This window comes from Streptomyces sp. NPDC045955 (genome assembly GCF_056430805.1).
On the sequence record NZ_JBWKKY010000003.1, the window covers coordinates 365,551 to 391,543 of the forward strand.

Genomic DNA, 25,993 nt, shown 5'->3' on the forward strand with positions numbered 1-25,993 from the left:
CCCACTGGACTGGACCGCTCCGGTGGTCCGGCGCGCACCCAGCGGTCGTCGAGAGGCTTGCGAGAGGGAGGCGGCACACTCGCGGGCAACGAGCCGGGGCGGAGCCGGCCGGCGACTTCGGGAGACGCCCACGTGACGAGTTCCAGCAGGCAGCACGACGGCACCCCCATGGACACCCTGATCAGCATGTGCGACCTGGTGACCCCCATGGCGCTGCGGGTCGCGGCGACCCTGCGGCTGACCGACCACATGCTCTCCGGCGCCACCGACGCCCCGGCTCTCGCCACGGCGACCGACACGGACCCGGGCGCTCTGCACCGCCTGATCCGCCACCTCGCCGCTGTCGGCGTGTACCGCGAAAGCGCTCCCGGCACGTTCGAGCCCACCGAGGTCGGGCTGCTGCTCGCCGACGACCACCCCGTACAGCAGCGCCACTGGCTCTCCCTCGACCAGCCCGTCGGCCGTGCCGACCTGGCCTTCACCCGTCTGCTGGACGCGGTCAGCACCGGCCTGCCCACCTACGAGGCGCTCTACGGACGCCCGTTCTGGGAGGACCTGTCGGCCGACCCGGCACTGGGCGAGGCATTCGACCGGCTGATGGCCACCGAGGAGGAGGTGGTGCACGCCGTCCCGATCGCCGCGTACGACTGGAGCGGGGTGCGCCATGTGCTCGACGTCGGCGGTGCCCCGGGCGGGTTCCTCCAGTCCGTGGCACGTGCCGCGCCGCAGGTGCGCGGTACCGTCCTCGACCTACCGGGGCCCGCGGGCCGAACCCGCGAGCGGATCGCCGCCGCCGGGTTGGCGGACCGTATCGACGTGCTCGCCGGCGACTTCTTCGACGAACTCCCGGTCCGGGCCGATCTGGTGCTGCTCTCCATGATTCTGCTCAACTGGCAGGACGACCAGGCCGCGCGCATACTCAAGCGCTGTCGCGACGCCCTGGAGCCGGGCGGCCGCATCCTGCTTCGGGAGCGGGCCGAGCCCGCCCAGGGGCCTGACGTCTCCACGTCCGACCGCTACTTCAGCGTCCTGGACCTGCGCATGCTGGTCTTCCTCGGCGGCCGGGTGCGTACCACTGAGGAGTGGTACGCCCTCGCCGACTCCGCCGGACTGACCGTCACCTCCGTGATATCGCCGCTCAGTTCCCCCGTCGTGCCCTTCGACTTCTGCCTGATCGAGATGAGTCCCGCATGACCGAGCGCATCGCCCTGTCCTCCGACGTGCAGCTGTGGAGCGAGGAGCTAGGGGGTCCGGCCCGACCGCCCGTGCTCCTGATCGCCGGAGGCAACCAGTCCTCCCGGGCCTGGCCGCGGGAGTTCGTCGACCAGCTGACCTCGCGCGGACTGCGGGTGGTCCGCTACGACCACCGGGACACCGGCCGTTCCACCGCCCGGGACTTCGCCGCGCACCCCTACACGTACGCCGACATGGCCCGGGACGCGATCGCCGTCCTCGACGCCCACGACATCCCCGCCGCCCATGTGGTGGCCATGTCCATGGGCACGATCATGGCTCAGCTTCTCGCCCTGGACCACCCCGAGAGGCTGCTCAGCCTCACGCTGATGCTCGGTGGCGGCCTGGACGTCGACTTCGACGGCAACATCGAACGCCTCTTCAAGGGCGAGGCGTCCGTCGACGGCTTGCCCCTGCCGAAGCCGGCCCTGCTGGACGTCCTCGCCCTGATGTCCGAGCCGGCTGACGGACCCGCCGCCCAGATCGACCGCCGAGTCGAACGCTCCCGGATCTTCTCCGGCGACCAGATCCCCTTCGACCCGGATGAGTTCCGCCGGTGGGAGCAGGAGGCAGCCGACCATGCGGGCACCGCCACCGAGCCGGTAGCCCACCACATGCTCCCCTCCCACCCCCGGGAACGCGCCGCCGAACTGGCCCGGGTTCGCGTACCCACGCAGGTGATCCAGGCTCTCAACGATCCCATCGCCCCGCCCCCGCACGGCCGCCACCTGGCCGAACAGATCCCCGGCGCCAGGCTCGTCGAGATCCCCGGCATGGGCCATGCCCTGCCCGGCGCCGTGCACACCCCGCTCGCCGAAGCCATCGCGGGGCACGCCATGACCGTCCGGTCCCGAGGAGGCCACTAGCCATGTCACCTGCCGAGAACAAACGCCGCGCCCTGGAGATGGTCGCCGCGTGGAACCGGGGGGAACCCGAGGGGGTCATCGCCTTCTGGGCACCCGACGCCGTCCATTACGACGAGGACGGACGTCCCATGCCCGCCGACCTGATCGCGGACATCATGCGAGGCTCCCTGAAGTCCTTCCCCGACCTCCGCTTGGAGGCGAAGAGCATCGTCGCCGAGGGTGACCGGGTGATGCTGCGGATCACCGTCACCGCCACCCATCGGGGCGACTTCATGGGGGTCCCCGCCACGGGTGAACGCGTCACCTGGCATTACCTGGAAGAGTTGCAGTTCAACGACCGCGGCGAGGTGGTCGAACACTGGGACGTCATGAACTTCTCGCCCCTCTACCGCGCCCTGGGCCGGGTCCCCGAAGGCCTCTGACCCGACGCCCGGACGACCGTGCCGGGTTCCCGTTCCGTGCGGGAACCCGGCACCGGTCGTCTCAGGCCGCCAGCTCCTCCAGTGCGGGGACGAGCGCGGCCGGGCTCGGCATGGCCCGCAGTTCCTCCCGCAGACCCCGGGCCGCCGTGCGCAGCGCCGTGTCCTCCAGCAACCGCCGGCACTCCGCCGCGCCCAGCGTCGCCGCGTCAGTCGCGAAGCCGGCTCCGCTTCCCTCCAGCAGATCGCTGTTGGCCCGCTGGTAGGAACCGTCGGGAATGACACACTGCGGCACTCCGAGGGTCATCGCGGTCAGCAGCGTTCCCGACCCCGCGTGGTGCACGATCCCGGCACAGGTCTCCAGCAACGGCGCGAGCGGCACCCACTCGATGGTCCGGACGTTGTCCGGTAGTTCGCCGAGCAGTTCCGCATCGCCGCCCCCCAAGGTGACGACGAACTCCGCGTCGATCCGGCTCGCCGCCGCCATCAAAGACGCCAGCACGGTGATCCCGCCCCACTGGGCCCCGATCGATCCCAGCGTGACCCCGATCCGGGGCCGTCCGGCCGGGGGCCGGCTCAGCCAGCCGGGCAGGACCCCGCCGCCGTTGTAGGGGATGAACCGCACCGGCCATTCGTGCTCCGGCCGGCGCTCCCCCGGAAGCAGCGGGGCGAGCCGCTCTGGGACGGTGGTGAGCCGCACGGTGCTGCGTGGCGTCCGGGTGATCCCGTGACGTTCGTAGTCGGCCTTCATGGCCTCCCGAAGCAGCGTCGCCAGCCGCGGGTCGCTGTCCGCCGGACCCAACGGCAGTTCCACACACGGTATGTCCAGCGCGGCGGCGACCAGGGCGCCTGCACCCTGCGCGGCCGAGTGCACGACGAGGTCCGGCCGGTAGGACCGGGCCAGCTCCAGAGCCCCGTCGACCTCGGCCCCGGAGACCCTGCCGAACAACTCGGCCAGGAACTCCACCCCGGCGTCCTTGACGTGCATCGGATCGTCGGTGCCTTCCGGCATCCAGAGGGGGGCGTAGTCCAGGCCCGGCGTGATGTCGACGGCGTGCAGGCCCGCCTCGGTGACCGCGTTAAGCGCGTCGCCGATGGCGTAACGGACATCGTGCCCCGCCGCTCGCAGTGCGTGTGCCAGCGGCACTGTCGGAAAAGCATGACTGAGCACAGGTGATGTGACGAACAAGGCGCGCATGATTCCCCTGTCGGCGGTCGACGAAGTGCGCCCGGGCATCCGGGCGGCCGGGGCGCGAGCTCCGGCGAGCGTCCCAGGGGGCTCTCGCGTGACGGCCGACGACCGGTCGATCCGCCGGCCCGTCGGCTCCAGCGGATTGCGGGGGAAAGCCGTGACACTGCGCACATCCTCGGCGGCACGGCCGACTGCTCGAGCCTCCAGGCCGCCCGGGACTGATCCTGTTCCGCGACCGAACGGACCACTCACCATGACCTACCTGATCACCGGAGCCACCGGGAGCGTCGGCCGCCACGTGGTCGACCTCCTGGTGGAGGCCGGCTTACCCGTCCGCGCCCTGACCCGCGCGCCGGAAACCGCGGCCCTGCCCGATGCCGTCGAGGTATTCCCGGGCGATCTGCTGAGGCCCGAGAGCCTGGTCCCCGCCCTGAGCGGCGTGGAGCGGCTCTACCTGTTCCCCGAGCCGTCCACCGCCCCGCGAGTCGCGGCCCTCGCCGCGGAAGCGGGCGTACGGCGGATCGTGGTGCTCTCCTCCGACGCGGTGACCGATGGCAGCGATCCCGACCACCATCGCCCGGTCGAGGAGGCCGTGGAGCGGACCGGCGTCGCCTGGATCCACGTCCGGCCGGGGGAGTTCGCCGCCAACAAGCTGAACCTGTGGGGTCGTTCCATCAGCGAGGAGGGCGTCGTACGCGCCGCCTACCCGGAGGCAGCCGGCGCCCCCGTGCACGAGGCCGATGTGGCTGCCGTCGCGGTCGCCGCCCTGGTGGAGGACGGTCACGAGGGCGCCGTGTACGGGGTCTCCGGGCCCGAGGCCCTCACCGTGCGCGAACAGGTCCGGGCCCTGGCCGCCGGACTCGGCCGCGACCTGCGTTTCGAGGAGATCACCCCGGCCCAGGCCCGGGCGGACATGATCCGGCAGGGCTTGCCGGAAGCCGTCGCCGACTACATCCTCGCCTTCCAGGCGGCCTGGGTGGAACGGCCTGCCCCGGTGTACGACACGGTCGAGCGGCTCACCGGCGCCCCGGGCCGCGACCTCGCCCAATGGGCCGCCGACCACCGGGCGGACTTCCTGTGACGCACGAGGGCCGCTGATGCGCGTACTGTTCAGCACCATCGGTGCCACCACCCACTTGCACCACCAGGTTCCCCTGGCCTGGGCGCTGCGCGCCGCGGGGCACGAGGTGTGCGTGGCCAGCCAGCCCGACATCGCCGACGACATCGTCCGCTCCGGCCTCACCGCGGTCCGGGTCGGGGAGGCCCTCGACCCGGGCCAGTGGGACGACGTCGCCCCACTGCCGGAAGAGGAGGTGAGTGCCGAGGGGAACATCTGGACCGCTCAGGGGGGCATCGCGTGGGACCTGTTCGACCTGTGTGAGCTGCGCCCGGAGAAGCTGACATACGACTACATGCACTGCGTTCTCACCGCCTGGGCCACGCACGGCTTCCGGCCGAACTCCTCGCCCCGGACGGTCGACGACCTGGTTCGCTTCGCCCGGCAGTGGCGGCCCGACCTGGTGATCTGGGATCCGACGACCTTCGCCGGAGCGGTCGCCGCCATGGCCACGGGCGCCGCCCACGCCCGGCTCATGTTCGGTTTCGACGTCATCGGCCGGATGCGCCAGAGCTACCGTGCCGCTCTGCGCGAGCGGCCGCCGGAGCACCGGGAGGACCCGTTCGAGGAGTGGCTCGGCCCGCTGCTCGAACGCTACGGATGCGCGTTCGCCGAGGAGGCCGTGGTCGGACAGTGGACCATCGATCCCGTGCCGGCCTCGCTGCGTCTGGACGTCGACCATCCGTATGTGCCGATGCGGTACGTGCCGTACAACGGACCTGTCACCCTCCCCGCCTGGCTTCGCGCCCCTGCCCGCCGACGCCGGGTCTGCCTCACCCTCGGCCGGTCGTTCCGCGAACTGCTGGGCGGTGACCGCGCGCCGATCGCGGAACTGCTCGACGCCGTCTCCACGCTCGACGTCGAAGTGGTCGCCACTCTCAATGCCGACCAGCTCGCCCAGGTCCCGCGGCTCCCCGAGAACGTCCGGACCGTGGACTTCGTTCCGTTGGACGCCCTGCTCCCCAGTTGCTCGGCGATCGTCCACCACAGCGGCTCGGGTACGACCCAGACCGCGCTGGCCCATGGGGTCCCGCAAGTCGTGGCGACCGCGCCGATGCTGGACAACCTTCTCAAGGCGCAGCGCGTCACGGAGTCCGGCGCCGGACTCCACATACGTGACGCGCGGGAACTGACCGCCGACGGCCTGCGGGACATGCTCGTTCGGGTCCTGGAGGAACCGTCCTTCGCGGCCCGCGCGGGCGCGCTGCGCCGAGAGATGGTCGGTGCGCCCACGCCTCGCGAGATCATCCCCGCCCTGGAACGGCTGACCGAGGCTCACCGGCGTTGATCTTCCCCTGGGGGGAGGCCGGTTCCGGGGGCCCGGCTCGAGGGTGAGGGGTCCGCCCGGTCAGCGCGCCGCCGTAGCCGTCCGGCCGTGGCGGCGCGCCGTCAGCCGTTGAAGCACTCCCACCACCTCGTTCGGGTGGGGTTCCGACCGCACCTCGTCGCGCAGCAGTTCTGCCTGCTGCCGGAACGCGGGTTCCTCCAGGACCCTCACCAGGGCGGCCCGCAGGTTATTCGCCGACACTTCGCCGGGCGGCAGGTACAGCCCCGCGCCCAATTGCTCGATCCGCCTCGCCCGGTAGACCACGTCCCACACGCCGCCGAGCGAGATCTGCGGCGCTCCCGTCGCGGTGGCCGTCGCCCAGGTGCCCGCCCCGCCGTGGTGCACGATCGCCGAGCACGTCGGCAGCAGCGCCTCCAGCGGCACGTGCTCGACGACCCGGACGTTGTCCGGAACGGTGCCGACCAACTCCTGCTCTGCCGCGTTGAGGGTCGCGACCACCTCGGCGTCCAGGCCGTCCACCGCTTCGAAGACCTCGTCGGCGAGGATCGCGTTGGGCGCACCGGTGGCACGGGCGGTCATCCCCGCGGTGACACACACCCGAGGCCGCTCGGGCCGTGCCCACAGCCAGTCGGGCACCACCGTCGGGACCTGCCCGTTGTACGGGATGTAGCGCATGGGCACGACGGCGTGCCCGAGTGACAGCCGGATGCTCGGCGGCATTTGGTCGATCGACCACTGCCCGGTGACGGCCTCTTCGTCGAAGGTGCAGCCGTAACGGCCGAGTGTCCAGCTCAGCCACTCGCCGAGGGTGTCGTCGTAATGCTCGGCGGCGCCGGCCGCAAGCCTGTCGAGAAACAGCCCGCGCGTACTGCCGAACATGTCGGGGAACGACAGCAGCCGAGCGTGGGCTGCCCCGCTCGCGCGGGCGGCGACCGCCCCGGCGAACGTGAACGGTTCCCAGATCACCAGGTCGGGGCGCCAGGCACGGGCGAACGTCACCAGGTCGTCGACCATCGACTCGTTGTTGATCCAGGAGTAGAAGAGCGCCGTCATGACCGTCTCATGGCCCTTCAGGAACGCCGTCGGCAGCTTCTCGTGCCGCTTCTCCAGATAGTCCGCGACGTCGTGCAGCGCCATGATGTCGCCTCCCACCGCACCAAGCACGGTGTGCAGGGCAGGATCGCTGCCCACCGGCACCGCTGTCAGCCCGGCCCCGGTGATCGTGCCGGTCAGCGCCGGCTGGCTCGCCACCCGTACCTCATGGCCGGCCGTACGCAGCGCCCACGCCAGCGGCACCGAGCCGCTGAAGTGGCTGGCCTCCGCGAAACAGGTCATCAATACCCGCATCGGAACCCCTCAGCCGACCGTCGTGACGGGAAAGAACAGCACACCGCCGGTCACCGGTGCGCGAAGGCGCCGGAGTTCAGGCTCGGCCCGGCGCAGCCCGGGGCACCGGGTGGCGACCGCCGTCACCGCGGCCGTGGCCACCGGCACCGCGAACGGCTCCAGCACCCCGGTGTACAGGTCGTCGGTGAAGACGAGCGACTCCAGCGCATCCGTCCTGGAGAGTTCGAAGCGGTCCGGGTTCGTGAACGCGTCCGGGTCCCGCTGCGCGGCCTCCACCAGAACGGTCACCTCGGCACCGGCCGGGACGAGCGTGCCCGCCAGCTCCACGTCCTCGTAGGCGAAGAGCTTCTGCAGGCGCACCGGAGGGGTGTGGCGCACCGTCTCCCGCACGGCCGCGGCGCTCAGCTCCGGGTCCTCGCGGACCGCGGTCCACACGTCGGGACGGTCCAGCAGGGCCGAGACCGTCCTCGTTGTGAGATTGGCGGCCAGGTGCACCCCGGCGACGGCGAGCAGCATCCGCGCCGCGAACCGGTCGGCGGTGACATCCTCGGGTGCCGGCCCCGCGAGCAGACCGCGGAGTTCACGGGCCGCCGTGATCAGCTCCCGGACCGTGGCCATCCGCGGCGGACACACGGTGGCATCCAGCGCGGGAGCCGTCGCCGCACACAGTGCCGCCAACCGCGACGCGTCGGCCATTCCCAGCACCCCGGCCAGGGCGCCTGCGGCGAGCGGATGAGCGAAGTCGGTCATCAGGTCGAAGGCCGTTCCCAGCCGCTCGAGTTCGGTCTCGGGCTGCTCGGCTGTGCGGGCGGCGAAGTCCGTGCCGACGGCCGCGACGGTCACCTCGCGCAGCCGCCGGTAGACCTCACGGTCCATGGCCAGGTACACGTCGTCCAGCGGCAGGATGTCGTGCATGGCAGGGACCTGCCATGGGTTGACCTCGTCGGCACCGTTCGCCGACTTCGGGTACCGGACCCCGAACCGAGGGTCGTTCAGGACCGCTGCCGCGGTGGAGTACCGTGCCGTCACCCAGCTCTCGGCGGTGCTCCACATCAACGCCCCGTGGTCCCTGGCCCGTCGGCCGAGCTCGTGCGGGTCGTCGCTCTCGGCGCGCAGCAGCAGCGCGTACGGGTCGCCCTTGATGCCGTAGATCCACTGCATGCCGCGGAGCGTCATAAGCTCGGGGCCCAGCTCGCTGTCGGTCTTGGTGGAAATCATGCCACTGAACGTAGGCCCGGCCGCTCTAGCTTCCCTCGACTCCCGCTGTGCTCGGCACGACGGGCTCCGGGGCTGCGAGGAGGCCGTGCAGACAGGTCACCAGGCTGCGTGCCTGCACGTTCAGGTAGTGACTGTGCCGCAACAGCTCCATCAACTGATGGACGGCGATCCAGCGGAACTCCGGATGCTCCTCGGTCTCCTCCGCCTCGGTCTCCACGATCATGTAGCGGCTCAGGGCTTGGTAGAAACGCCCGCCCTCCTCGGACAGCACGGTGTCGTAGCGGACCCGGGCGGGAGCCGCGGACAGCACGGTATCGAGGAACGGTGGCCGGGCCTCGGCCGGCAGTACAGCCACACTGTCCGGGATGCACTGCACCGTCGGCGCCAACTCGGCGACGTCCAGGTAGCCGGGCTCCACGCGCGCGTGCATGAGGGCGTGGAGCACACCGTCGATCCGCGCCACGAGCAGCGCGATCACGCCCTGACTCCGGGGCTGGAGCATGGGCTGGGTCCAGTGGGAGACCTCCCGTCCACGCGCGGTCACCTCGATGCCGATGACCGAGAAGAACTGCCCGCTCTCGTGCGCGATGGTCTCAGCGGTGCGCCGCCAGCCCCGCACCGAGTTGAGCGGGATGCGGTCGGTGGACCCGTCCGTCTTGGTACGGACGTCGGTGAGCCAGTGCAGCAGCTCACCGAACGAGTGGTGGGTATGGGCCGACGGATGGCAGGAGCGGACAAGGGCACCTCGGAACCCTGTGCCGTCGCTGCGCAGCACCGTGTCGAGGTCGGGTACGGACAGCGGCAGACAGGACAGCACGCTCCGCAGATCCATGTTGACCCGGTCCTCCTCGGCGAGCATCGCGTACAGCTCGCCGAGTGTCAGCCAGGTGAAGCCGTCACGGAGTTCGATGTCGTCGGCGGTCTCGACGATCATGTTCCGGTTGCGTTTGCGGTAGAACCACGCACCCTGCTCCGACTGGCGCACATCCGCGATCACGTGATGGTTCCGGTGGTCGCGGAAGAACTCGAGATAAGGCACCGCGCGGCCCCGGTGGACTCGCGTGTAGTTGGAACGGGTGGCCTGCACGGTGGGGGAGAGCTGGAGACCGTTGCGGTTCCCCGGCTCGACCTTCGCTTGGACCAGAGCCCGCAGGACGCCGTCGGTCTCCTTGACCAGCAGGCCCAGAACCCCGATCTCCGGCTGGTTGATGATCGGCTGAGTCCACTCGGGCACCGGCCCGCCGGGCAGGTGCGCAGCGAGCCCTTCGATGGTGAAGAACTTGCCGCTGTCGTGGCGGATGTCACCGGTGGCCGGGTCATGGTGCCAGCCCTTGAGGCCGCTGAGCGGGACCGGTGTCACATCGGTGTAGCTGTACCGGCCGAAGTCGGTGAACCACTGCTGGATGTGCGCCACGCGCCCCGCGATGTTCTCGGGATCGGTCCCGTGAGCCAGGGACTCGGCGAGGCGCCGGGGTGTCTCGGCGGATCCGGGGAGCATCCTCATGACCACAGCTCCCGGTCGATCTCCAGGCACTTCCCGTAATCGGGGAGCAGCCCCGCCGCCCGGGCCTCGGCCAGGGTGGGCGCCTCGGTGTCCCGCTCGGACATGATCGGATCGATGTCCTGGGGGATCGGCAGTCCGAGCGCCGGGTCCATCACGGACAGGGCCTTCTCGTCGTCCTGCACGTACTCGCCCGACAGCAGGTACGAGACCACGGTGTCGTCCTCCAGCGCCACGAAGGCGTGTGCCACCCCCACGGGGAAGTACATGGCGTGGCAACTCGTCGGATCGAGGACCGCGCTGTCCGAGGCACCGAAGGTGGGCGAGCCGACGCGGATGTCCAGGGCGATGTCCAGTACCCGGCCACGGGAGCAGTAGACGTACTTCGCGGTGCCGGGCGGGCACACCGTGAAGTGCAGCCCCCGCACCACACCCCGCCCCGAGGTGCTGTGGTTGGTCTGTGCCACGTGGAACAGCCGATGGCCGGTCGCCTCCACGAAGGAGCTCTCCTGGTACGGAGAGGTGAAGGAACCGCGCTTGTCGTCGAACACCCGTGGAATGAATTCGTAGGCGCCGTCGACGGCGAGTGCGCGGGATTTCATGGTGAGGGTCATCTTGTCCGTGTCTCCCGTACTCAGCGGTATTCAGCGGTACTCGGTGGTCAGCCTGACCAGGGCCGGCACGATGTCGCGGGGCGCGGGCATGCCCAGCATCTCCCGGCGGACACCGGCCGCGTTCCGTTCGAAGGAGCGGTCCGTCAGTACGCGGACGATCATGTCCCGCAGTTGGGCGGCGTCGAACCGGTCGACATCCGGCACGGAGAGCCCGGAGCCGGTCGACCGCAGGTAGCGCATCTTGTACTCGGAGTCCCAGAGCAGATCGGGGACGATGATCTGAGGCACACCGTGCAGGTGGGAGTTCTGGAACGTCCCGGCGCCACCCTGGTGCACGATCACCGAGCAACTCGGCAGCAGGGCGTCCAGCGGGACGAAGTCCACCACCCGGACGTTGTCGGGCACCTTCCCCGCTCCGGCCAGTTGCTCCGGCGACAGGGTGGCGACCACTTCCGCGTCCACGTCGGCGACCGCGTCGAGCAGGTCCGCCACCGAGGCGCGGTCCGCGCCCAGCACCTCGCGGCCGGTCGACCCGAGGGTCAGGCAGACCCGGGGCCGGTCCGGCGGCTCGCCGAGCCAGTCGGGCAGTACTGAGGGTCCGTTGTACGGAACGAACCGCACCGGCACATGATGTTGGCCCGCCACCGGCAGCCGCATGCCGGACGGAAGCCCGTCCATGGTCCAGTGCCCCGTGACGATGTCCTGCGTGAACGGTGCGCCGTACGCGTCCAGGACCTGGCCGAGCCAGTCGGCCAGGGGATCGGAGCGCTCGCCGGCAGGCAGCCGGTCGAGTTCCCGCAGGAAGAGCTGACGGGAGTGGCCCAGCAGGTCCGCGCCGAACAACAGCCGGGCATGGGCCGCGCCGGTGACAGTGGCGGCGACCGCCCCGGCGAACGTGTGCGTGTCCCAGATCACCAGGTCCGGTTTCCACCGCCGGGCGAATCCGACCAGGTCCCCGATCATGGACTCGGAGGACAGACTGGGATACACGTAGGACGCCATGAGGTCGAAGGCGTTGCGCAGATAGGTGTGGGTACGGCGCTCGGGCAGCAGCCCGGACAGATCGGCGTCGGCCAGGAAGTCCGGGTCGTCGGCCGGCTCCTCCGTGTCCCGCCGCCGGTTGGCCCCGGCCATCTTGATGTCCAACCCCAGGGGCTCGCCCACCCCCACTGCAGTCAGCCCGGTGTGGGAGATGTACTCGGTGAGGTCCGGCTGGCTCGCGACGCAGACGTCGTGGCCGGCCGAACGCAATGCCCAGGCGAGCGGGATCTGGATGTGCACATGGGACTTGGCGGCGAAGGTCGTGAACAGGACCCGCATCAAGGCTCTCCTCTGCTTCCGCCCCGAAGCGTTCCGGTCGGCCCTCGCAGCCCGATCGACGACGGCTGGACGCCCGTCCCCGGGAAACCGACGACCACGGTCACAGGGGCATGCCGTGGAGCGCGTCACGGCTCCCCAGCATGCCCCCCCTCCGCGAACGAACCGGGTGACGAGAGCCGCCTGGGCGAAGTTTGCTCGACGACGTTCCTCGGCCCTGTCGTTGCATGCCCGACACGGCGGCTTTCTTCATGCCCCCGAGGACTTCGGACCTACTCGTCTAGCCGGTCACGGCCGCGGCCCGGTCCTGGGCACTCTGGTTGATCGTCGCGATGCGCAGTGCCGCCACCAGGTCCCGGTACAGGTCGTCGACGGCCAGGAGTTCCTCGTGTGTGCCGGTGGCTCGGCACACGCCGTCCTCCATGACGAGGATCTGGTCGGCGTCGACGACCGTGGACAGCCGGTGGGCGATGGTGATCACCGCGCCGCGGGCGGCGACCTTGACCACGGCGTCATGGATCGCCGACTCGGTCAGCCCGTCCAGTTGGGCGGTCGCCTCGTCCAGCAGCAGAACCTCGGGCCGGCTGACCAGCGCCCGGGCCAGCGCGATGCGCTGGCGCTCGCCGCCGGAGATCACGGTGCCGTCGAGCGGGGTGTCGAGGCCGTGTTCCAGGGAGCGGACCTTCTCCTCGAGCCGGACTTCCCGAAGGACGGTCCAGAGCGCGTCGTCGTCCGCGTCGCGGTGGGTGTAGCACAGGTTCTCCCGCAGGGTTCCCGGCAGGAGTGGGGTGTCCTGCTCGACGTAGACCACACGGCGGCGCAGTTCGTCGAGCGAGTACTGCTGCAGGGGGACGCCGTCCAGGGCCACGGCACCGTGCTCCGGCTCGAGGAAGCGGAGGACGAGTGAGAACAAGGTGGTTTTTCCGGCGCCCGACGGGCCGACCACCGCCGTGTGTCCCTGGCGGGGGATGTCCGCGCTCACCCCGTTCAACGCCCGCCTGACTCCCGGGGAGTAACGGGCCGTCACGTCACGAAAGGTCAGCACCGGGGTCGCGGTACCCGTCACCGGAGCCGACGTCCGTTGCGGTACCGCGTGGATGTCCTCCACCGGAAGGTCCTGGATCTCTTTGATGCGCGCGGAGGCGGCGACTCCGGACTGGAGAGTGGAGACCGACTGACTGAGCTGGGTGACGGGCTCGACCACCAGGAACGCGTAGAGCAGGAAGGCGACGAGCCCGGACACGGTCAGCTGCCCGAGGCTGACCCGCCAGGCACCCACACCGAGGATCACCAGGATCGCGCCCTGGAAGCCCACCCCCGTCAGGGTCCAGCCGAGTGCCTCGATGCGCACGGCGCGCATGCGCTGCCTGAAGGACTTGTGCGCCTCGGTGAGGACACGGTCGCTCTCCCAGGTCTCGGAACGGCTCGCCTTCACGGTACGGATCGCCCTCAGGGCGCCCTCCAGAATGCCGCCCAGCCGTCCGATCGCCGCCTGCGCTTCCTGCTGGGCCGCCGCGAGCGGGCGCATGACCAGGCCGATCACACCGGCGATCGCGATGATCGCGCCGACCATGACGGCCAGCAACACCCAGTCGAGGGTCGCCATCAGGGCGAGCGAGCCGACGAGTGTGATCACCGCGCTGAAGAAATCCAGCGCGGTGGAGGACGCGGCCTCCCGCAGCAGCAGGGTGTCGGAGGTGACCCTGGTGACGAGTTCGCCCGGTGAGCGCCGACCGAGTCGGCCTATGGGCACGCGCAGCAGGCGCCGCACCATGGTGACGCGGGCATCCAGCACGATCTGCTCGGCCAGCCGGCCGAGCAGGATCAGTCGTACCCACCCCAGGACCCCTCCCACGACCAGCAGGCCGACGAGTATCCACAAGGGGCGTGCGAGTGGCGCACTGTCGGCCAGGCCGTCCAGGATGCTCTTGGTCGCCATGGGGGTGACCAGCATGGTTCCTGTGGTGACGGCGGTCAGGGCGGCGGCCGCCGCCAGGGTCCAGCGGTGCGGCCGTACGAAGGACCAGAGCACGCGGAGGTTGGGGAACCGTCCCGGGGGAGTCCCGGGTGGCGTGTCCGTTAACACTGTGCCGTCCAAGCCCATAGGGTGCCCTTTCTCGCGACACACTCGCTAGTGCATCGAAGTTTAGAAATGGGACATTGATGTCTCACAATAGTATACCGACATCTTAAATGAGTCTGCTTTATGCTAGATTCAGGCCATGGGAAGTTCATCGGTGGAGTCCGGAACGCGCGGTCGTACCCGTCGGGCCATCCTCAGCGCGGCGGCCGAGGTGCTGGCCCGGGACCGGGCCGCGACGCTGGCGGACATCGCCAGGGCCGCCGAGATCGGGCGCAGTACGCTGCACCGCTACTTCCCCGACCGGGACGTCCTGCTGCGGGCGGCCGTCGCGGATGCGCACCTGGTGATCCGGCAGGCGGTCCAGGACGCGGCCGTGGACGAGGGGGCGCCGTCTGAGGCCGTGCGGCGCCTGGCGACGGCGCTGGTCGGTACCGGGGATCGGCTGCTGTTTCTGTACGGCGACCCCCGGGCCCTCGGAGAGCTCGATCCGGGGGAGGACCTGGACTCGGTCGACCGGATGGTCACCGGCCTGATCAAACGCGGTCAGGCGGAGGGGGTCTTCGACCCGACCGCGGCTGTGGAGTGGCTCCAGGACATCCTGTGGGCCCTGGTCTACGCCGGCTGTGAGTCGGCCCGGCGCGGTGTGCTGCCACGGCACGGTGTTGCGGACGCGGTCGTCCGTGTGCTGGAGAACGGCATCCGAGGACAGAGCTGAGAGAGCCGGAGCGGCGTCCGCGGCACCACGCCGCCGACTGTGGGCCGGCTCCCGTACTTCCAGCGCGATACGAGCGGAATCCGCCACCGCCTCTCTACGGTGTCTCCCGAACCGTCGGTCGAGGCAGAGGAGTTGGCATGCGGGTTCTGTTCACGACGTTCGCCGCGCGGTCGCATCTTTACGCGCAGGTGCCACTCGCCTGGGCGCTGCGGACGGCCGGTCACGACGTGCGCATCGCCAGCCAGCCGGACCTGGCCGACACGATCACCCGTACCGGGCTGACCGCTGTCACGGTCGGCGAACCGCTCAACCAGGCCGATGACGCGGCCGCCGCTGACGAGTGGGCCGGACGTGAGGACGAGACGAAGGCCGCTCCGTACGCCGTCGACACGGCGACCTGGCCCGAAATCCTGGACATCTCCGAGACCGCCCCCGAACGGCTCACCCACGACTACACCCAGGGCGTGTTCGCGGCCTACGGCCCGCTCATCTTCCGGTACTTCTCCTGGCAGATGACCGACGACCTGGTCCGGTACGCCCGTTGGTGGCGGCCGGACCTGATCGTGTGGGACCCCCTCACCTTCGCCGGCCCGGTCGCCGCGCTGGCCTCCGGTGCCGCCCACGCCCGCCTTCTGTTCGGCCTCGACCTGGTCGGCTGGATGCGTGGGCACCACCTCGCCGCGCTGGCAGAGCGGGCACCTGAAGTACGGGACGACCCCATGGCCGAGTGGCTGGGCCAGACGCTGGAGGAGTACGGACTCGACTTCACCGAGGAGGCGATCACCGGGCAGTGGACCATCGACCCGGTCCCCTCCCCGCTCGCCCTTCCCAGCGACGTCATGCGCGTCCCGATGCGCTACATCCCCTACAACGGCCCCGCGGTCGTCCCCTCATGGGTGCTCGAACCGCCGAGCCGGCCACGTGTCTGCATCACGCTCGGCGTCTCTCAGCAGGAGGTGTTCGGAAGGGACCGCGCCGCCGTCGCCCAGATCGTGGCCGCCGTCGCCACCCTCGACGTCGAAGTGGTCGCCACGCTCAATGCCGCACAGGTGGCCGCTCTGGGCGCCGGGCTCCCGGCGAACGTACGGGTCGCGGACTTCGTGCCGCTCGACGCCTTGCTGCCCAGCTGCGCGGCCGTGATCAGTCACGGTGGAGCGGGCACATTCCAGACCGCCCTTGCTCACGGTGTCCCCCAGGTGCTCGTCCCCGACATGATCTGGGACACCGCCCGCAAGGCCGAGCGCCTGCAGGCAGCCGGAGCCGGCGTGCGGATCACGGACGTGGACGGGTTCTCCGCCGGGGAACTGCGCGGCCTGCTGGCCCGGGTCCTTGACGATCCCTCGTTCGCACGGCGGGCGGCCGACCTCCGCGAGGAGATGCTGGCCACCCCCGCGCCAGGCGACCTCGTACCGACGCTGCAACACCTGACGGCCCGGCACCGGCGCTTCGGCGCCGCGGACGTCAGGTGAGCGAGAGACCCCCGTCCACCGGCACCACCACGCCGGTGGCATAACGGGCCTCGTCCCGGGCCAGCTGGGTGATCCACCAGCCGATCTCCTCCGGCCGGCCCACCCGGCCCGCCGGGGCCCGGGAACCCATCTCCGCAAGGAAGCCGTCGTACTGTTCCCCGGACATGCCCATCCGGACTCCGATACCGCTGTCGACGACCCCGGGGGCGAGACCGATCACCCGGATGCCGCGGGGCGCGAGTTCCACCGCCCAGGTCCGGGTCAGGAAGTCAAGAGCCACTTTGCTGGCCCCGAAGACGCTCGCCCCCGGCCAGGTGCGCAACCCCAGTGATCCCGACGTGCTGATGTTGACCACCGTCCCGCCGCTCGCCTCCAGCGCGTCCAGGGCGGCCCGGGTCAGCTCGATCGGAGCCAGCACGTTGGTGCCGATCTGGGTCAGGTCCTGCTCGCGGGTGTGATCGGCGAGGGTGCCGTGCAGGGAGACGGCCGCGTTGTTCACCAGTACGTCGATCCGGCCGAAGACGCGCAGGGCCTCGGCCACCACCTCCTCGGCCGAGCCTTCGGCCGTCAGATCGGCGACTATCGTCCGGATCGTGTCGTAGCCCTTGGCCGTCCTGTCCAGGTTGTCCTGGGTACGGCCCACGATGAGGACCCGGGCGCCCTGCTCGGCGAACGCGTGTGCGGTGGCCCGTCCGATGCCGGTACCGCCACCGGTGACCACGACCACCGGGGCCTCGTCGGACGGCGCCCGGCGAGCCGTGCGGCGAGGCGCGTACATCTGAGGGTCGCTGGTGGCCAGGGCCCGCAGCGCAGCCGCATGCCCCTGGAACTCGGGTTGTGCGACGGCTCGCTGCAGGGCCTCGGCGTCCTGCCAGCGGGCGATGTTGACGTACCGCTGCGGGTCCTTCGTGTTCCTGGCGAGCGTGTGCTCCACGAATCCCGGCTGCCGTGCCATGTATTGCGACGTCCGCGCGAACGCCTCCTCGAACTCCTCCGGCGAGCCGGACAGCGTGAAGGTGTTGATGAAGGTGATTCCGTCACCGGTTTCCTGAACGCTCATGGGCCGCACACACCTCTCTGGGGGGCTTCGACTGGGCCGGGCCAGCATGGGCGACGGCTCTCGTGCCTGGCTGGGGGCCCGTTGGACGGCGTCGAGCGGAAGTCGACGCGTCGGCGACTGCGGGATGTCACGTTGCACAGATCCGTTGGATGACGACGAAGGGACGGGGAGCGCAGACGATGAGCAGCCATCAGATAAACGCCGTACGTCGGGTGATCGAAGCCTTCAACACCGGAAAGGCGGACGACGCCGCCGAGTACCTGCACGCGGAGTACCTGAACCCCGCCACGCTCGAGCACGGCATCCCGCCCGGCCCCGACGGCTTCGCCCTGATCGTCAAGTGGGTCCGGGCGACCTTCTCGGAGGAGGCCCGGCTCGAGGAGGTCAAGATCGAGGAGAACGGCGAGTGGGTCCGCGCCTACCTCGTGCTCTACGGCCGCCACGTCGGCAACCTGGTCGGCTTCGCCCCCACCGGCAGGCGGTTCGCGGGTGAGCAGGTGCACCTGTTCCGCTTCGTGGACGGCAAGATCCGCGACCACCGGGACTGGCCCGAGTTCCAGGGAACCCTGCGCCAGCTGGGCGACCCCTGGCCGGAGGCGGGCGGCTGGCGACCCTAGTCCGGGCCTGAGGACCCTGAAGGTTCCGACCGCGATGCCGGGCGTCGTGGTCAGGACCGCCGCAGTACTGTCGGTCACCGGCGGCGCCGGCGCCGGCTTCCCCGTCGCCTCGGCCTCCAGCGGTCTCCGGCCGGTTCACCAACAGGCGTTCCTATCGTGACCCGCATGGGCACCCTCATGATCACCGGCGGGGCAGGATTCATCGGATCGCATTTCGTCAGGCACTGGCGCGGGACCCACCCGGAGGACCGCGTCATCGTCGTGGACGCGCTGACGTATGCGGGAAACCCGGCCAACCTCGACAACGTCCGCGACGGCATCGTCTTCGAGCATGCGAGCATCGACGACCCTGTCGCCATGGAGCGTGTGCTGCGCACCCACCGTGTGGATGCGGTCGTGAACTTCGCGGCGGAGTCCCACAACTCGTACGCCCTGCTGGAGCCGGGGCGGTTCTTCCGGACGAACGTGCTGGGCACGCAGACGCTGCTGGAGGCCGCCCGGCGAGTCGGTGTCGGACGCTTCCACCACGTCTCCACCTGTGAGGTGTACGGAGACCTGGACCTGGACAGCACCGACCTGTTCACCGAGTCGAGCCCCTACCGTCCGCGCACCCCGTACAACGCCAGCAAGGCCGGCGCCGACCACGCCGTCCGCGCCTACCACCACACCTTCGGCCTGCCGGTCACCATCTCCAACTGCGCGAACAACTACGGCTCCCACCAGTTCCCGGAGAAGGTCATCCCGGCCTTCACCACCGCCGCCCTGGACGGCAAACCCCTCCAGATGTACGCGCAGACCCAGAACCGGCGCGAGTGGATCCACGTGCTGGACCACTGCCGTGCCATCGAGGCCGTACTGGAACGCGGCGAAGTAGGCCGGACCTACCACGTGGGCACCGGCGTCGAGGCCTCCGTCGAGCAGATCGCGGACCTCGTCCTCGACGAACTGGGGCTGCCCTCCTCCCTGAAAACGATCGTGCCCGACCGGCCGGGCCACGACCGCCGCTACGTCCTCGACTGGAGCACCCTGCGCGACGAGCTCGGCTGGCGTCCCCGGATCGACTTCACCGAAGGGCTGCGGGAGACCGTCCGATGGTACGCCGAGCACCGCTCGTGGTGGGAACCGCTGCTGGATCGCGCTCCCGTCGCCGAGGGCGGCTGGGCCACGGCCGGAGCGAACCGATGAGTCGGCGGCTCACCGCCGTAGGCGCCCTCGCCGCCACCCTGATCGGCCTCCTCGTCGCACCCGTTCCGGCCCGCGCCCAGGCCGACGGGCCGTCGACCGGGCGCATCGTCTGGGCCCCGTGCCCCGAGGCACCGGAGGATCCCGCGGTGGACTGCGGACGCATCGCCGTTCCGGTCGACTGGGACGATCCCGGTGGCGCCACGGTCGAGATCGCGCTCGCCCGACGCTCGGCTGCCGCGCCCGAGCAGCGCATCGGAGTGCTGTTCTACGGCCAGGGCGCGCTCGGCGGCTCGGGTGTCGACGCCGTCACGCACGACCCCCGGCTCTTCTCGGGCGAGACCGGCCGCCGCTTCGACGTCATCGGTATGGACGTGCGTGGCACCGGACGCAGCAACCCCGTCCTCTGCGACGCCGCCCTCTACCCCGCCGACGTCCCCGTCGTCCCGGCAACCGAGGCCGAGTACACGCGTACGGTCGAGGCGTACCGCGCCTACACGGCCGGCTGCCGGGCCATCACCGGACCAGTCTTCGATCACCTGGACAGCCGCAGCGTCGCCCGTGACATGGACGCCGTCCGGGCGGCGCTGGGCGAGCGGCACCTGTCTTTCTACGGCGACTCCTTCGGCACGCTCACCGGCCAGGCGTACGCCGAACTCTTTCCCACCCGGCTGCGCGCCGCGGTGTGGGAGAGCACCATGGACCACACCGCGGACCTCACCCGCTGGGTCGCCGAGCGGTCGGCGGCCGTCGAGGACTCCTTCCAGGGCTTCGCCGACTGGTGCGACCGCACCCCCACCTGCCCCGGGCGGGCCGACGGTACCGCCCGTTGGTACGACCGGCTGCACGCCCGGGCCGAGCGGGGTGAACTGACCGCCACGGTTCCCGGAGCGCCACCGTTCACCCTGGACGGGTACCTGCTGAGCAGCCAGGTCTCGTTCTTCTTCTTCCAGCGCCGCTGGGCGGAACTGTCCGCCTGCCTCGCCCAGGTCGCGGCCGACCGGACCGGGTGTCTGTTCGGGGACGGCCAGGGGGTGGCCGCCTCGGCGAGCGGGCCGTCCACGATCCACCACCCGCACAGCGCCGTCTTCTGCGCCGATTACCGGATGCGGGTGCGCGGCGCCGCCGACGTCCTGCGGCTGCGCGCCCTGGCCACGGCCGTCGCCCCGCACACCCGGCTCGGCGCCGTTGCCTGGAGCGGAGTGACCGACTGTCTCGGCATGACCGGCCCGACCAGGAACCCGCAGGGGCCCCTCCGGCTCAGTGACGAGGCCCCCACGATCCTGCTCACCAACAGCCGGCACGACCCGTCATCGCCCCACCACTGGGCCGAACGGGTCGCCCGGCAGGCCGGCCCCAAGGCCCGGTTGCTGACCTACGAGGGCTGGGGCCACGGAATCTACTGGGTCAGCGACTGCGTCCGCACACGGGTCGACGGCTATCTGGCCGACCCGCAGACCGCTCCGGCGCGCCGGACGAGCTGCCCGGCGATGCAGGAGCCGTAGTGCCGTGAGTGGAGGGGCCGGACGGTCCGGCCCCTCCACCGAGCGGTCGCACGATGCTCAGCGGCCGAACTCCCCCGCGATCGACATCACGTACTGGCCGTACTCCGACTTGCCGATCGCGGCACCCAAGGCGTGGCACGCCTCCGCGTCGATGAACCCCATCCGCAGGGCGACCTCCTCCACGCAGGCGATCCGGATGCCCTGACGGTGCTCCAGGATGCTCACGTACTGGGCCGCCTCCCGCAACGACTCCGGTGTACCGGTGTCCAGCCAGGCGAACCCACGCCCCAGGTCGACGAGTGAGGCCGTGCCACGCTCCAGGTAGACCCGGTTCACATCGCTGATCTCCAGCTCGCCGCGCGGCGAAGGGGCGATGTTCTTCGCGATGTTGACCACGTCGTTGTCGTAGAAGTACAGGCCCGTGATGGCCCGGTTGGACTTCGGCCGGGCCGGCTTCTCCTCGATGGAGACCAGCCGCCCCTCCTCGTCCGTCACCCCCACGCCGTAGCGGTGCGGATCGTGCACCCCGTACCCGAACAGCACACAGCCGTGGATGTCCCCCGCGTGCTCCGCCAGCACGTCGGAGAACCGCTGCCCGTGGAAGATGTTGTCGCCGAGGACCAAGGCCACGGAGTCCGTGCCGATGTGGTCCGCGCCGATGATGAACGCCTCGGCCAGCCCGCCCGGATGGGCCTGCTCCGCGTAGTCGATCTGCAGACCGAGGTGTGATCCGTCCCCGAGCAGCCGCCGGAACTGCGGCAGGTCCGCCGGAGTGGCGATGATCAGAATCTCGCGGACGTCGGCCAGCATCAGCACCGACAGCGGATAGTAGATCATCGGCTTGTCGCCGACCGGTATGAGCTGCTTCGACACCGCGAGCGTGATCGGGTACAGCCGGGTCCCCGCGCCTCCGGCCAGAATGATGCCCTTCATGCCCCTCCCCGTCCTCATAGCCGTGACCGTCCTGGTTGATGGCCCTTGCTCACGCCCGGCCGGGCCGGTGCGGGAACCGCCGGGCCCGCAGGCGCACCTCCTCCACCAGCTGCGCCTGACGCAGGGTGGTCTCCTCGTGCAGCGGGCCCTCGGCGCCCGAGCGGACCGCCGCGGTGAACGCCCGAACCGCACCGCGTACCTGATGGTCCGCCGTCAACGTCAGCTCCGTATGCCGGTCCTGCTGATGGATCAGCACCGGGGGCCTCAGCTGCTCGGGCGGGGTGAACGCGCGCTCGACCGTGATCCGGCCCGCCCGGCCCCACAAGGCGTAGTGCGACCGGTAGGCGTGGTCGAACCCGAATGCCAGGTGCGCGGCGGTGCCGTCGGCGGCGGACAGCAGGGCCGTGCCGGCGATGTCGACCCCGGTGCGCTCGTCGATCCGCAGCGTGGCTCCCAGCACCTCCAGCTCGGTGCCCAGATACAACTGGGCCGCGCGCAGCGGATAGACCCCGGTGTCCAGCAGCGCGCCACCGCCCAGCTCCGGGCGGTAGCGGAAGCCCGCCGGATCCAGCGGCGGCACCCCGAAGGAGCTGCTGAAGACCTGCACCCTGCCCACCACACCGTCGTCCAGCAGCCGTTGTACCTCGGCGTGCTGCGAGTGGTGGAGGAACATGAAGTTCTCGGCGAGCACGAGACCGTGTTCGTGAGCCCGCTTCATCAGATCCAGGGTGTCGGCGTAGGACGTGGACAACGGCTTCTCGCACAGCACGTGCTTCCCGGCCGCCAGCGCCTCGGTGACCCAGTGATGGTGCAACGCCGGCGGCAACGGGATGTAGACCGCGTCGATGTCGTCCCGCCGCAGCAGCGTGTCGTAGCCGACGGTCCCGTCGCATCCGAAGCTACGCGCCGTCTGTGCCGCCTTGCGGGCGTCACGGCTGGCCACCGCTACCAATTCGGTGCCCGCCTCCTCGACCAGCACGGGAAGCATCCGGCGCAGCGCGATGTCGGCACACCCCAGCACGCCCATTCTCAACGGACCGCGGCGGGTGTCCATCACAGAGCGGCCAGCACGTCGCGCAGCGCGCCGATCACCTTGTCCTGGACGCCGGGGGCCAGGGAGGGGTACATCGGCAGGGAGAAGATCTCTTCCGCGACCTGCTCGGTCACCGGTAGCGAACCCCGCTCGTACCCGAGGTGCGCGAACCCGGTCATGGTGTGGATCGGCCACGGATAGCTGATGTTGAGTGAGATGTCGTAGGCCTTGAGCGCCTCGATGATCTCGTCGCGTCGCGGGTGGCGGACCACATAGACGTAGTAGACGTGCTCGTTGCCCGGCGCGACCGTGGGAAGCACCAGCTCGGTGTCGCCCAGACCCTCCGCGTACCGCCGGGCCACCTCGCGTCGGCCTTGTGCGTAGGCGTCGAGCCGGGTCAGCTTGCGGCGCAGAATCTCCGCCTGGAGTTCGTCCAGACGGCTGTTGTGGCCGGGAGTCCGTACCACGTAGTAGCGCTCCTCCATGCCGTAGTAGCGCAACCGGCGCAGATTGCGCTCCACCTCGTCGTCGGAGGTCACGGTCGCGCCGCCGTCCCCGTACGCGCCCAGCACCTTCGTCGGGTAGAAGGAGAACGCCGCCGCCCGGCCCATCGTGCCGGCGAGTCGCCCGTGGTGACGGGCGCCGTGGGCCTGTGCGCAGTCCTCGAAGAGCACCAGGCCATGCCGCTCGACCAGCGCCTTCAGCGGTGCCATGTCGACGCACTGCCCGTACAGATGCACCGGCAGCACGGCTCGGGTGCGGCTGGTGACGGCCGCTTCGACCTGGTCGACCCGCATCAGGTACGTGTCGGGGTCCACGTCCACGAAGACGGGCGTCGCACCGGTGCCGTCGATGGCGACCACGGTCGGTGCCGCGGTGTTCGACACCGTGATCACCTCGTCGCCGGGTCCGATGCCACAGGCCTGGAGGCCCAGCTTGATGGCATTGGTTCCGTTGTCCACACCGACACAGTGCGCAAGCCCGTGGTAGGCGGCGAACTCCTCCTCGAAGCCGCGGACACTGCGGCCGAGCACCAGCTGCCCGGAGCGCATCACGGTCTCCACCGCGTCGTGGATGTCGTCGCGTTCGTTCTCGTACTCGGGCAGGTAGTCCCACACGTAGGTGGTCATGGGTGGTCGGCCCCTCCGATCGGTCGGTCATGGTGGTCTAGCGGCGGATGCCGACGAACAGCCCCCGGCCGGTCGGTGCGCCGGGAAGGTATTCGACGGAGCAGTCGGCGTCCAGGAACGCCTGGGTGTACTCGTCCTTGGTGAACAGCGACAGCACGTCGATCTCGGTGAACTCCCGGATGCCGGAGGCGTCTCCGACGAGGAAACGCACCTCCATCCGGGTCGCCCTGCCCTGCAGCGTCGAGTGCGAGATCCGGGCGACGGTCAGCCCGTCCTCGCGCCCGAGGTCGCCCGCGACGTAGCCCTCGATGTGGTCCTCGGGGAACCACCAGGGCTCGATGACGAGCACGCCACCGGGGGAGACGTGGTCCGCCATGGCACGCACCGCGGCACGCATCTCCTCGACCGTGCCGACATAGCCGATGGCGCAGAACAAGCAGACCACGGCGTCGAAGGTGCACTCCAGCGCGAAGTCGCGCATATCGCCCTCATGGAGGGTGACACCCGGCAACCGCTGCCGCGCCATCTCCAGCATCGGCGGTGCGATCTCCAGCCCCTCGGCCTGCGAGAACTGCTCGCGGAACGTGGCCAGATGGGCGCCCGTACCGCAGGCCACGTCCAGCAGCGTGTCGGCCTGCGGCATCCGCTCACGGATCAGCCGCGTCACATCCTCCGCTTCCGAAGCCCAGTTCTTGCCACGGCTGCGGTAGAAGATCTCGTAGACCTTGGCGAGTTCCTGTCCGTACATCGCTCTCCCGGAGGTCGGATCGGATGGGTTGGCTCACTCCTCGACGATGGCCACGGCCCTCGCCCAGCCGGCCCCCGCGCCGGTGATCTTCACGGGGAAGCAGGAGACCCGGAAGCCGTACGGGCCGGGCAGCGCGGCGAGTCCGGCGAGCCGCTCGATCTGGCAGTACTCCCGCCGCCGCCCGGCGAAGTGGGCCGGCCACAGCACCGAACGGTCCCTGGTGGCCCGGTAGCGGGCGATGATGTCGGCGAACGGGGCGTCCAGGCTGAACGCGTCCGTCCCGATCACCCGCACCCCCAGATCGAGCAGCAGCTCCACGGCCGACCCGTCGAGGCCCACGAAGTCGGTGAAGTACGAGGGTGTCCCCACCCGGGAGTCCGCGCCGGTGTGCAGCAGCACGATGTCCAGCGGCTCCGGGCGCCGCCCGATGAGGGCGAACTCCTTCTCCAGCCGCTCCGCGCCGACCACGCCGGTCGCCGCGTCGGTCAGATCCAGCACCATGCCCGGGCGGTGGAACCAGTCCAGTGGCATCTCGTCGATGTGCCGGGGAACACCCGTGCCGTACGCCGCCTTGGAGCCGTAGTGCGAGGGCGCGTCGACGTGGGTGCCGGTGTGCGTCGTGAGGGAGATCCGGTCCAGGGACAGGAACTCGCCGTCAGGCAGTTCGTCCGGATCGAAGTCGATGCCGAAGTGCTCCCGCATCTCCGCGCTCATGTGCTCGGCGCCCTGGCGCGGTGTCAGCACGTCATGGACCACCGGGTCGGGCTCGACGAACGAGGAATCCACGGGGGAGGACAGATCGATCAGGCGCATACGTCACCTTCGGGCCGCCGGGACGACAGGGCGATCCGATCCTCAGCGCAGCGGAGCGAGCCCTGTTGGAGAATGACTGGGGCGGTGCATTGAACGGATCTCGAAGCCGGTGGGGGATCGTCCTTCCACTCCCACCGGCTTCGAACACCCGAGGAGAACACGTGTCAGACGCCGTGTCCGCACAAGTGGCCGCCGAAGTACAGCAGTTCTACGCCCGCCACATGCACCTGCTGGACGAGGGGGACGCCGACGGCTGGGCCCGAACCTTCACCGAGGACGGTGTGTTCGCCCCGCCGTCCCTCCCCGAACCCGTACGCGGCCGGGAGGCACTCGCCGCAGGAGTACGCAAGTCGGCCGCCGGACTCGCCGAATCCGGTGAGGTCCACCGGCATGTGCTCTCCATGGTGCACGTCGACCCCCGGGACGACGACACCCTCGCGGTCCGCAGCTACGCGCAGATCTTCGCCACTCCGCGAGGCGGGGAACCGCGGCTGCACCTCCTCTGTGTCTGCGAGGACGTCCTGGTCCGTGAGAACGGCCGGCTGCTCGTCCGCGAGCGCCGGGTCACCCGCGACGACCGCCCCTGAGACCGG

Annotated in this window: 24 protein-coding genes; 11 read left to right on the forward strand and 13 right to left on the reverse strand. The window is 70.3% G+C overall.

Going from position 1 to position 25,993, the window contains the following annotated elements:
• Positions 1–132: 132 nt before the first annotated feature.
• From AC07F0_RS08005 to AC07F0_RS08015, 3 genes are read left to right on the forward strand one after another with little or no spacing between them, the layout of a single operon-like run.
• Complete coding sequence (locus AC07F0_RS08005) at positions 133–1,194, forward strand: methyltransferase (protein ID WP_478975709.1); 1,062 nt, start codon at positions 133–135, stop codon at positions 1,192–1,194.
• Positions 1,191–2,099 carry an alpha/beta fold hydrolase gene (locus AC07F0_RS08010; protein WP_478975711.1) on the forward strand — a complete coding sequence of 303 codons (909 nt, stop codon included), beginning with the start codon at positions 1,191–1,193 and terminating at the stop codon, positions 2,097–2,099. Before AC07F0_RS08005 ends, AC07F0_RS08010 begins: the two co-directional genes overlap by 4 nt.
• Before the next feature lie 2 nt (positions 2,100–2,101).
• Positions 2,102–2,521 carry an ester cyclase gene (locus AC07F0_RS08015; RefSeq protein ID WP_478975714.1) on the forward strand — a complete coding sequence of 140 codons (420 nt, stop codon included), beginning with the start codon at positions 2,102–2,104 and terminating at the stop codon, positions 2,519–2,521.
• Between the two features lie 61 nt (positions 2,522–2,582).
• On the opposite strand, the gene AC07F0_RS08020 is transcribed toward AC07F0_RS08015, so the two are convergent.
• On the reverse strand, positions 2,583–3,665 hold the full coding sequence (locus tag AC07F0_RS08020; RefSeq protein WP_478975717.1) for a glycosyltransferase: 1,083 nt from the start codon (positions 3,663–3,665) through the stop codon (positions 2,583–2,585).
• A 298-nt stretch (positions 3,666–3,963) separates the two neighbouring features.
• Here AC07F0_RS08020 and AC07F0_RS08025 point away from each other — a divergent pair, with 298 nt between their 5' ends.
• Together AC07F0_RS08025 and AC07F0_RS08030 are read left to right on the forward strand one after the other, a co-directional pair.
• Positions 3,964–4,791, forward strand: coding sequence for an NAD(P)H-binding protein (locus tag AC07F0_RS08025; protein ID WP_478975720.1), 828 nt, complete (start codon positions 3,964–3,966; stop codon positions 4,789–4,791).
• A 16-nt stretch (positions 4,792–4,807) separates the two neighbouring features.
• The gene (locus AC07F0_RS08030; RefSeq protein WP_478975723.1) at positions 4,808–6,115 is read left to right on the forward strand and encodes an activator-dependent family glycosyltransferase; all 1,308 of its coding nucleotides are present in this window, start codon (positions 4,808–4,810) and stop codon (positions 6,113–6,115) included.
• Positions 6,116–6,175: 60 nt separating this feature from the next.
• Here AC07F0_RS08030 and AC07F0_RS08035 read toward each other — a convergent pair whose 3' ends face one another.
• From AC07F0_RS08035 to AC07F0_RS08060, 6 genes are all read right to left on the reverse strand, one after another.
• Complete coding sequence (locus AC07F0_RS08035) at positions 6,176–7,450, reverse strand: activator-dependent family glycosyltransferase (RefSeq protein ID WP_478975726.1); 1,275 nt, start codon at positions 7,448–7,450, stop codon at positions 6,176–6,178.
• Between the two features lie 21 nt (positions 7,451–7,471).
• A complete protein-coding gene (locus tag AC07F0_RS08040; protein WP_478975728.1) occupies positions 7,472–8,680 on the reverse strand; it encodes a cytochrome P450 family protein in 1,209 nt (402 codons plus the stop codon).
• A gap of 25 nt (positions 8,681–8,705) precedes the next feature.
• Positions 8,706–10,184 carry an NDP-hexose 2,3-dehydratase family protein gene (locus tag AC07F0_RS08045; RefSeq protein WP_478975731.1) on the reverse strand — a complete coding sequence of 493 codons (1,479 nt, stop codon included), beginning with the start codon at positions 10,182–10,184 and terminating at the stop codon, positions 8,706–8,708.
• Positions 10,181–10,795: a dTDP-4-dehydrorhamnose 3,5-epimerase family protein gene (locus AC07F0_RS08050; protein ID WP_356030588.1), complete on the reverse strand. Its 615-nt coding sequence runs from the start codon at positions 10,793–10,795 to the stop codon at positions 10,181–10,183. Before AC07F0_RS08050 ends, AC07F0_RS08045 begins: the two co-directional genes overlap by 4 nt.
• A 30-nt stretch (positions 10,796–10,825) precedes the next feature.
• On the reverse strand, positions 10,826–12,115 hold the full coding sequence (locus AC07F0_RS08055; protein WP_478975734.1) for an activator-dependent family glycosyltransferase: 1,290 nt from the start codon (positions 12,113–12,115) through the stop codon (positions 10,826–10,828).
• A gap of 277 nt (positions 12,116–12,392) precedes the next feature.
• Positions 12,393–14,144, reverse strand: a complete 1,752-nt coding sequence (locus AC07F0_RS08060; RefSeq protein WP_478975737.1) for an ABC transporter ATP-binding protein — start codon at positions 14,142–14,144, stop codon at positions 12,393–12,395.
• A gap of 190 nt (positions 14,145–14,334) precedes the next feature.
• Between AC07F0_RS08060 and AC07F0_RS08065 the strand changes: the two genes are divergently transcribed.
• Positions 14,335–14,910, forward strand: a complete 576-nt coding sequence (locus tag AC07F0_RS08065) for a TetR/AcrR family transcriptional regulator (protein WP_478975740.1) — start codon at positions 14,335–14,337, stop codon at positions 14,908–14,910.
• 137 nt (positions 14,911–15,047) lie between these two features.
• Entirely contained in the window at positions 15,048–16,379 is a 1,332-nt protein-coding gene (locus AC07F0_RS08070) for an activator-dependent family glycosyltransferase (protein WP_478975743.1), read from the forward strand.
• Here the strand turns inward: AC07F0_RS08070 and AC07F0_RS08075 are convergent.
• Positions 16,372–17,439, reverse strand: coding sequence for an SDR family oxidoreductase (locus AC07F0_RS08075; protein ID WP_478975746.1), 1,068 nt, complete (start codon positions 17,437–17,439; stop codon positions 16,372–16,374). The two genes, AC07F0_RS08070 and AC07F0_RS08075, sit on opposite strands and share 8 nt — an antisense overlap.
• Before the next feature lie 179 nt (positions 17,440–17,618).
• On the opposite strand from AC07F0_RS08075, the gene AC07F0_RS08080 reads away from it, so the two are divergent.
• The 3 genes from AC07F0_RS08080 to AC07F0_RS08090 all read left to right on the forward strand — a co-directional run bounded on the left by AC07F0_RS08080 (position 17,619) and on the right by AC07F0_RS08090 (position 20,743).
• Positions 17,619–18,056, forward strand: coding sequence for an ester cyclase (locus tag AC07F0_RS08080; protein WP_356030569.1), 438 nt, complete (start codon positions 17,619–17,621; stop codon positions 18,054–18,056).
• A gap of 165 nt (positions 18,057–18,221) precedes the next feature.
• Complete coding sequence (gene rfbB / locus AC07F0_RS08085) at positions 18,222–19,241, forward strand: dTDP-glucose 4,6-dehydratase (protein WP_478975749.1); 1,020 nt, start codon at positions 18,222–18,224, stop codon at positions 19,239–19,241.
• Complete coding sequence (locus AC07F0_RS08090) at positions 19,238–20,743, forward strand: alpha/beta fold hydrolase (RefSeq protein WP_478975752.1); 1,506 nt, start codon at positions 19,238–19,240, stop codon at positions 20,741–20,743. Before rfbB ends, AC07F0_RS08090 begins: the two co-directional genes overlap by 4 nt.
• 57 nt (positions 20,744–20,800) lie before the next feature.
• On the opposite strand, the gene rfbA is transcribed toward AC07F0_RS08090, so the two are convergent.
• The 5 genes from rfbA to AC07F0_RS08115 are packed head-to-tail and all read right to left on the reverse strand — an operon-like array spanning position 20,801 to position 25,400.
• A complete protein-coding gene (gene rfbA / locus AC07F0_RS08095) occupies positions 20,801–21,676 on the reverse strand; it encodes a glucose-1-phosphate thymidylyltransferase RfbA (protein ID WP_478975755.1) in 876 nt (291 codons plus the stop codon).
• 49 nt (positions 21,677–21,725) lie between these two features.
• Positions 21,726–22,703, reverse strand: a complete 978-nt coding sequence (locus tag AC07F0_RS08100; protein ID WP_478975758.1) for a Gfo/Idh/MocA family protein — start codon at positions 22,701–22,703, stop codon at positions 21,726–21,728.
• Positions 22,704–22,729: 26 nt separating this feature from the next.
• Positions 22,730–23,839 carry a DegT/DnrJ/EryC1/StrS family aminotransferase gene (locus AC07F0_RS08105; RefSeq protein ID WP_478975760.1) on the reverse strand — a complete coding sequence of 370 codons (1,110 nt, stop codon included), beginning with the start codon at positions 23,837–23,839 and terminating at the stop codon, positions 22,730–22,732.
• 37 nt (positions 23,840–23,876) lie between these two features.
• The gene (locus AC07F0_RS08110) at positions 23,877–24,587 is read right to left on the reverse strand and encodes a class I SAM-dependent methyltransferase (RefSeq protein ID WP_356030550.1); all 711 of its coding nucleotides are present in this window, start codon (positions 24,585–24,587) and stop codon (positions 23,877–23,879) included.
• Between the two features lie 33 nt (positions 24,588–24,620).
• Complete coding sequence (locus tag AC07F0_RS08115; RefSeq protein ID WP_478975763.1) at positions 24,621–25,400, reverse strand: cyclase family protein; 780 nt, start codon at positions 25,398–25,400, stop codon at positions 24,621–24,623.
• 161 nt (positions 25,401–25,561) lie between these two features.
• Here AC07F0_RS08115 and AC07F0_RS08120 point away from each other — a divergent pair, with 161 nt between their 5' ends.
• Positions 25,562–25,987, forward strand: coding sequence for a nuclear transport factor 2 family protein (locus AC07F0_RS08120; protein WP_478975766.1), 426 nt, complete (start codon positions 25,562–25,564; stop codon positions 25,985–25,987).
• Positions 25,988–25,993 lie beyond the last annotated feature (6 nt).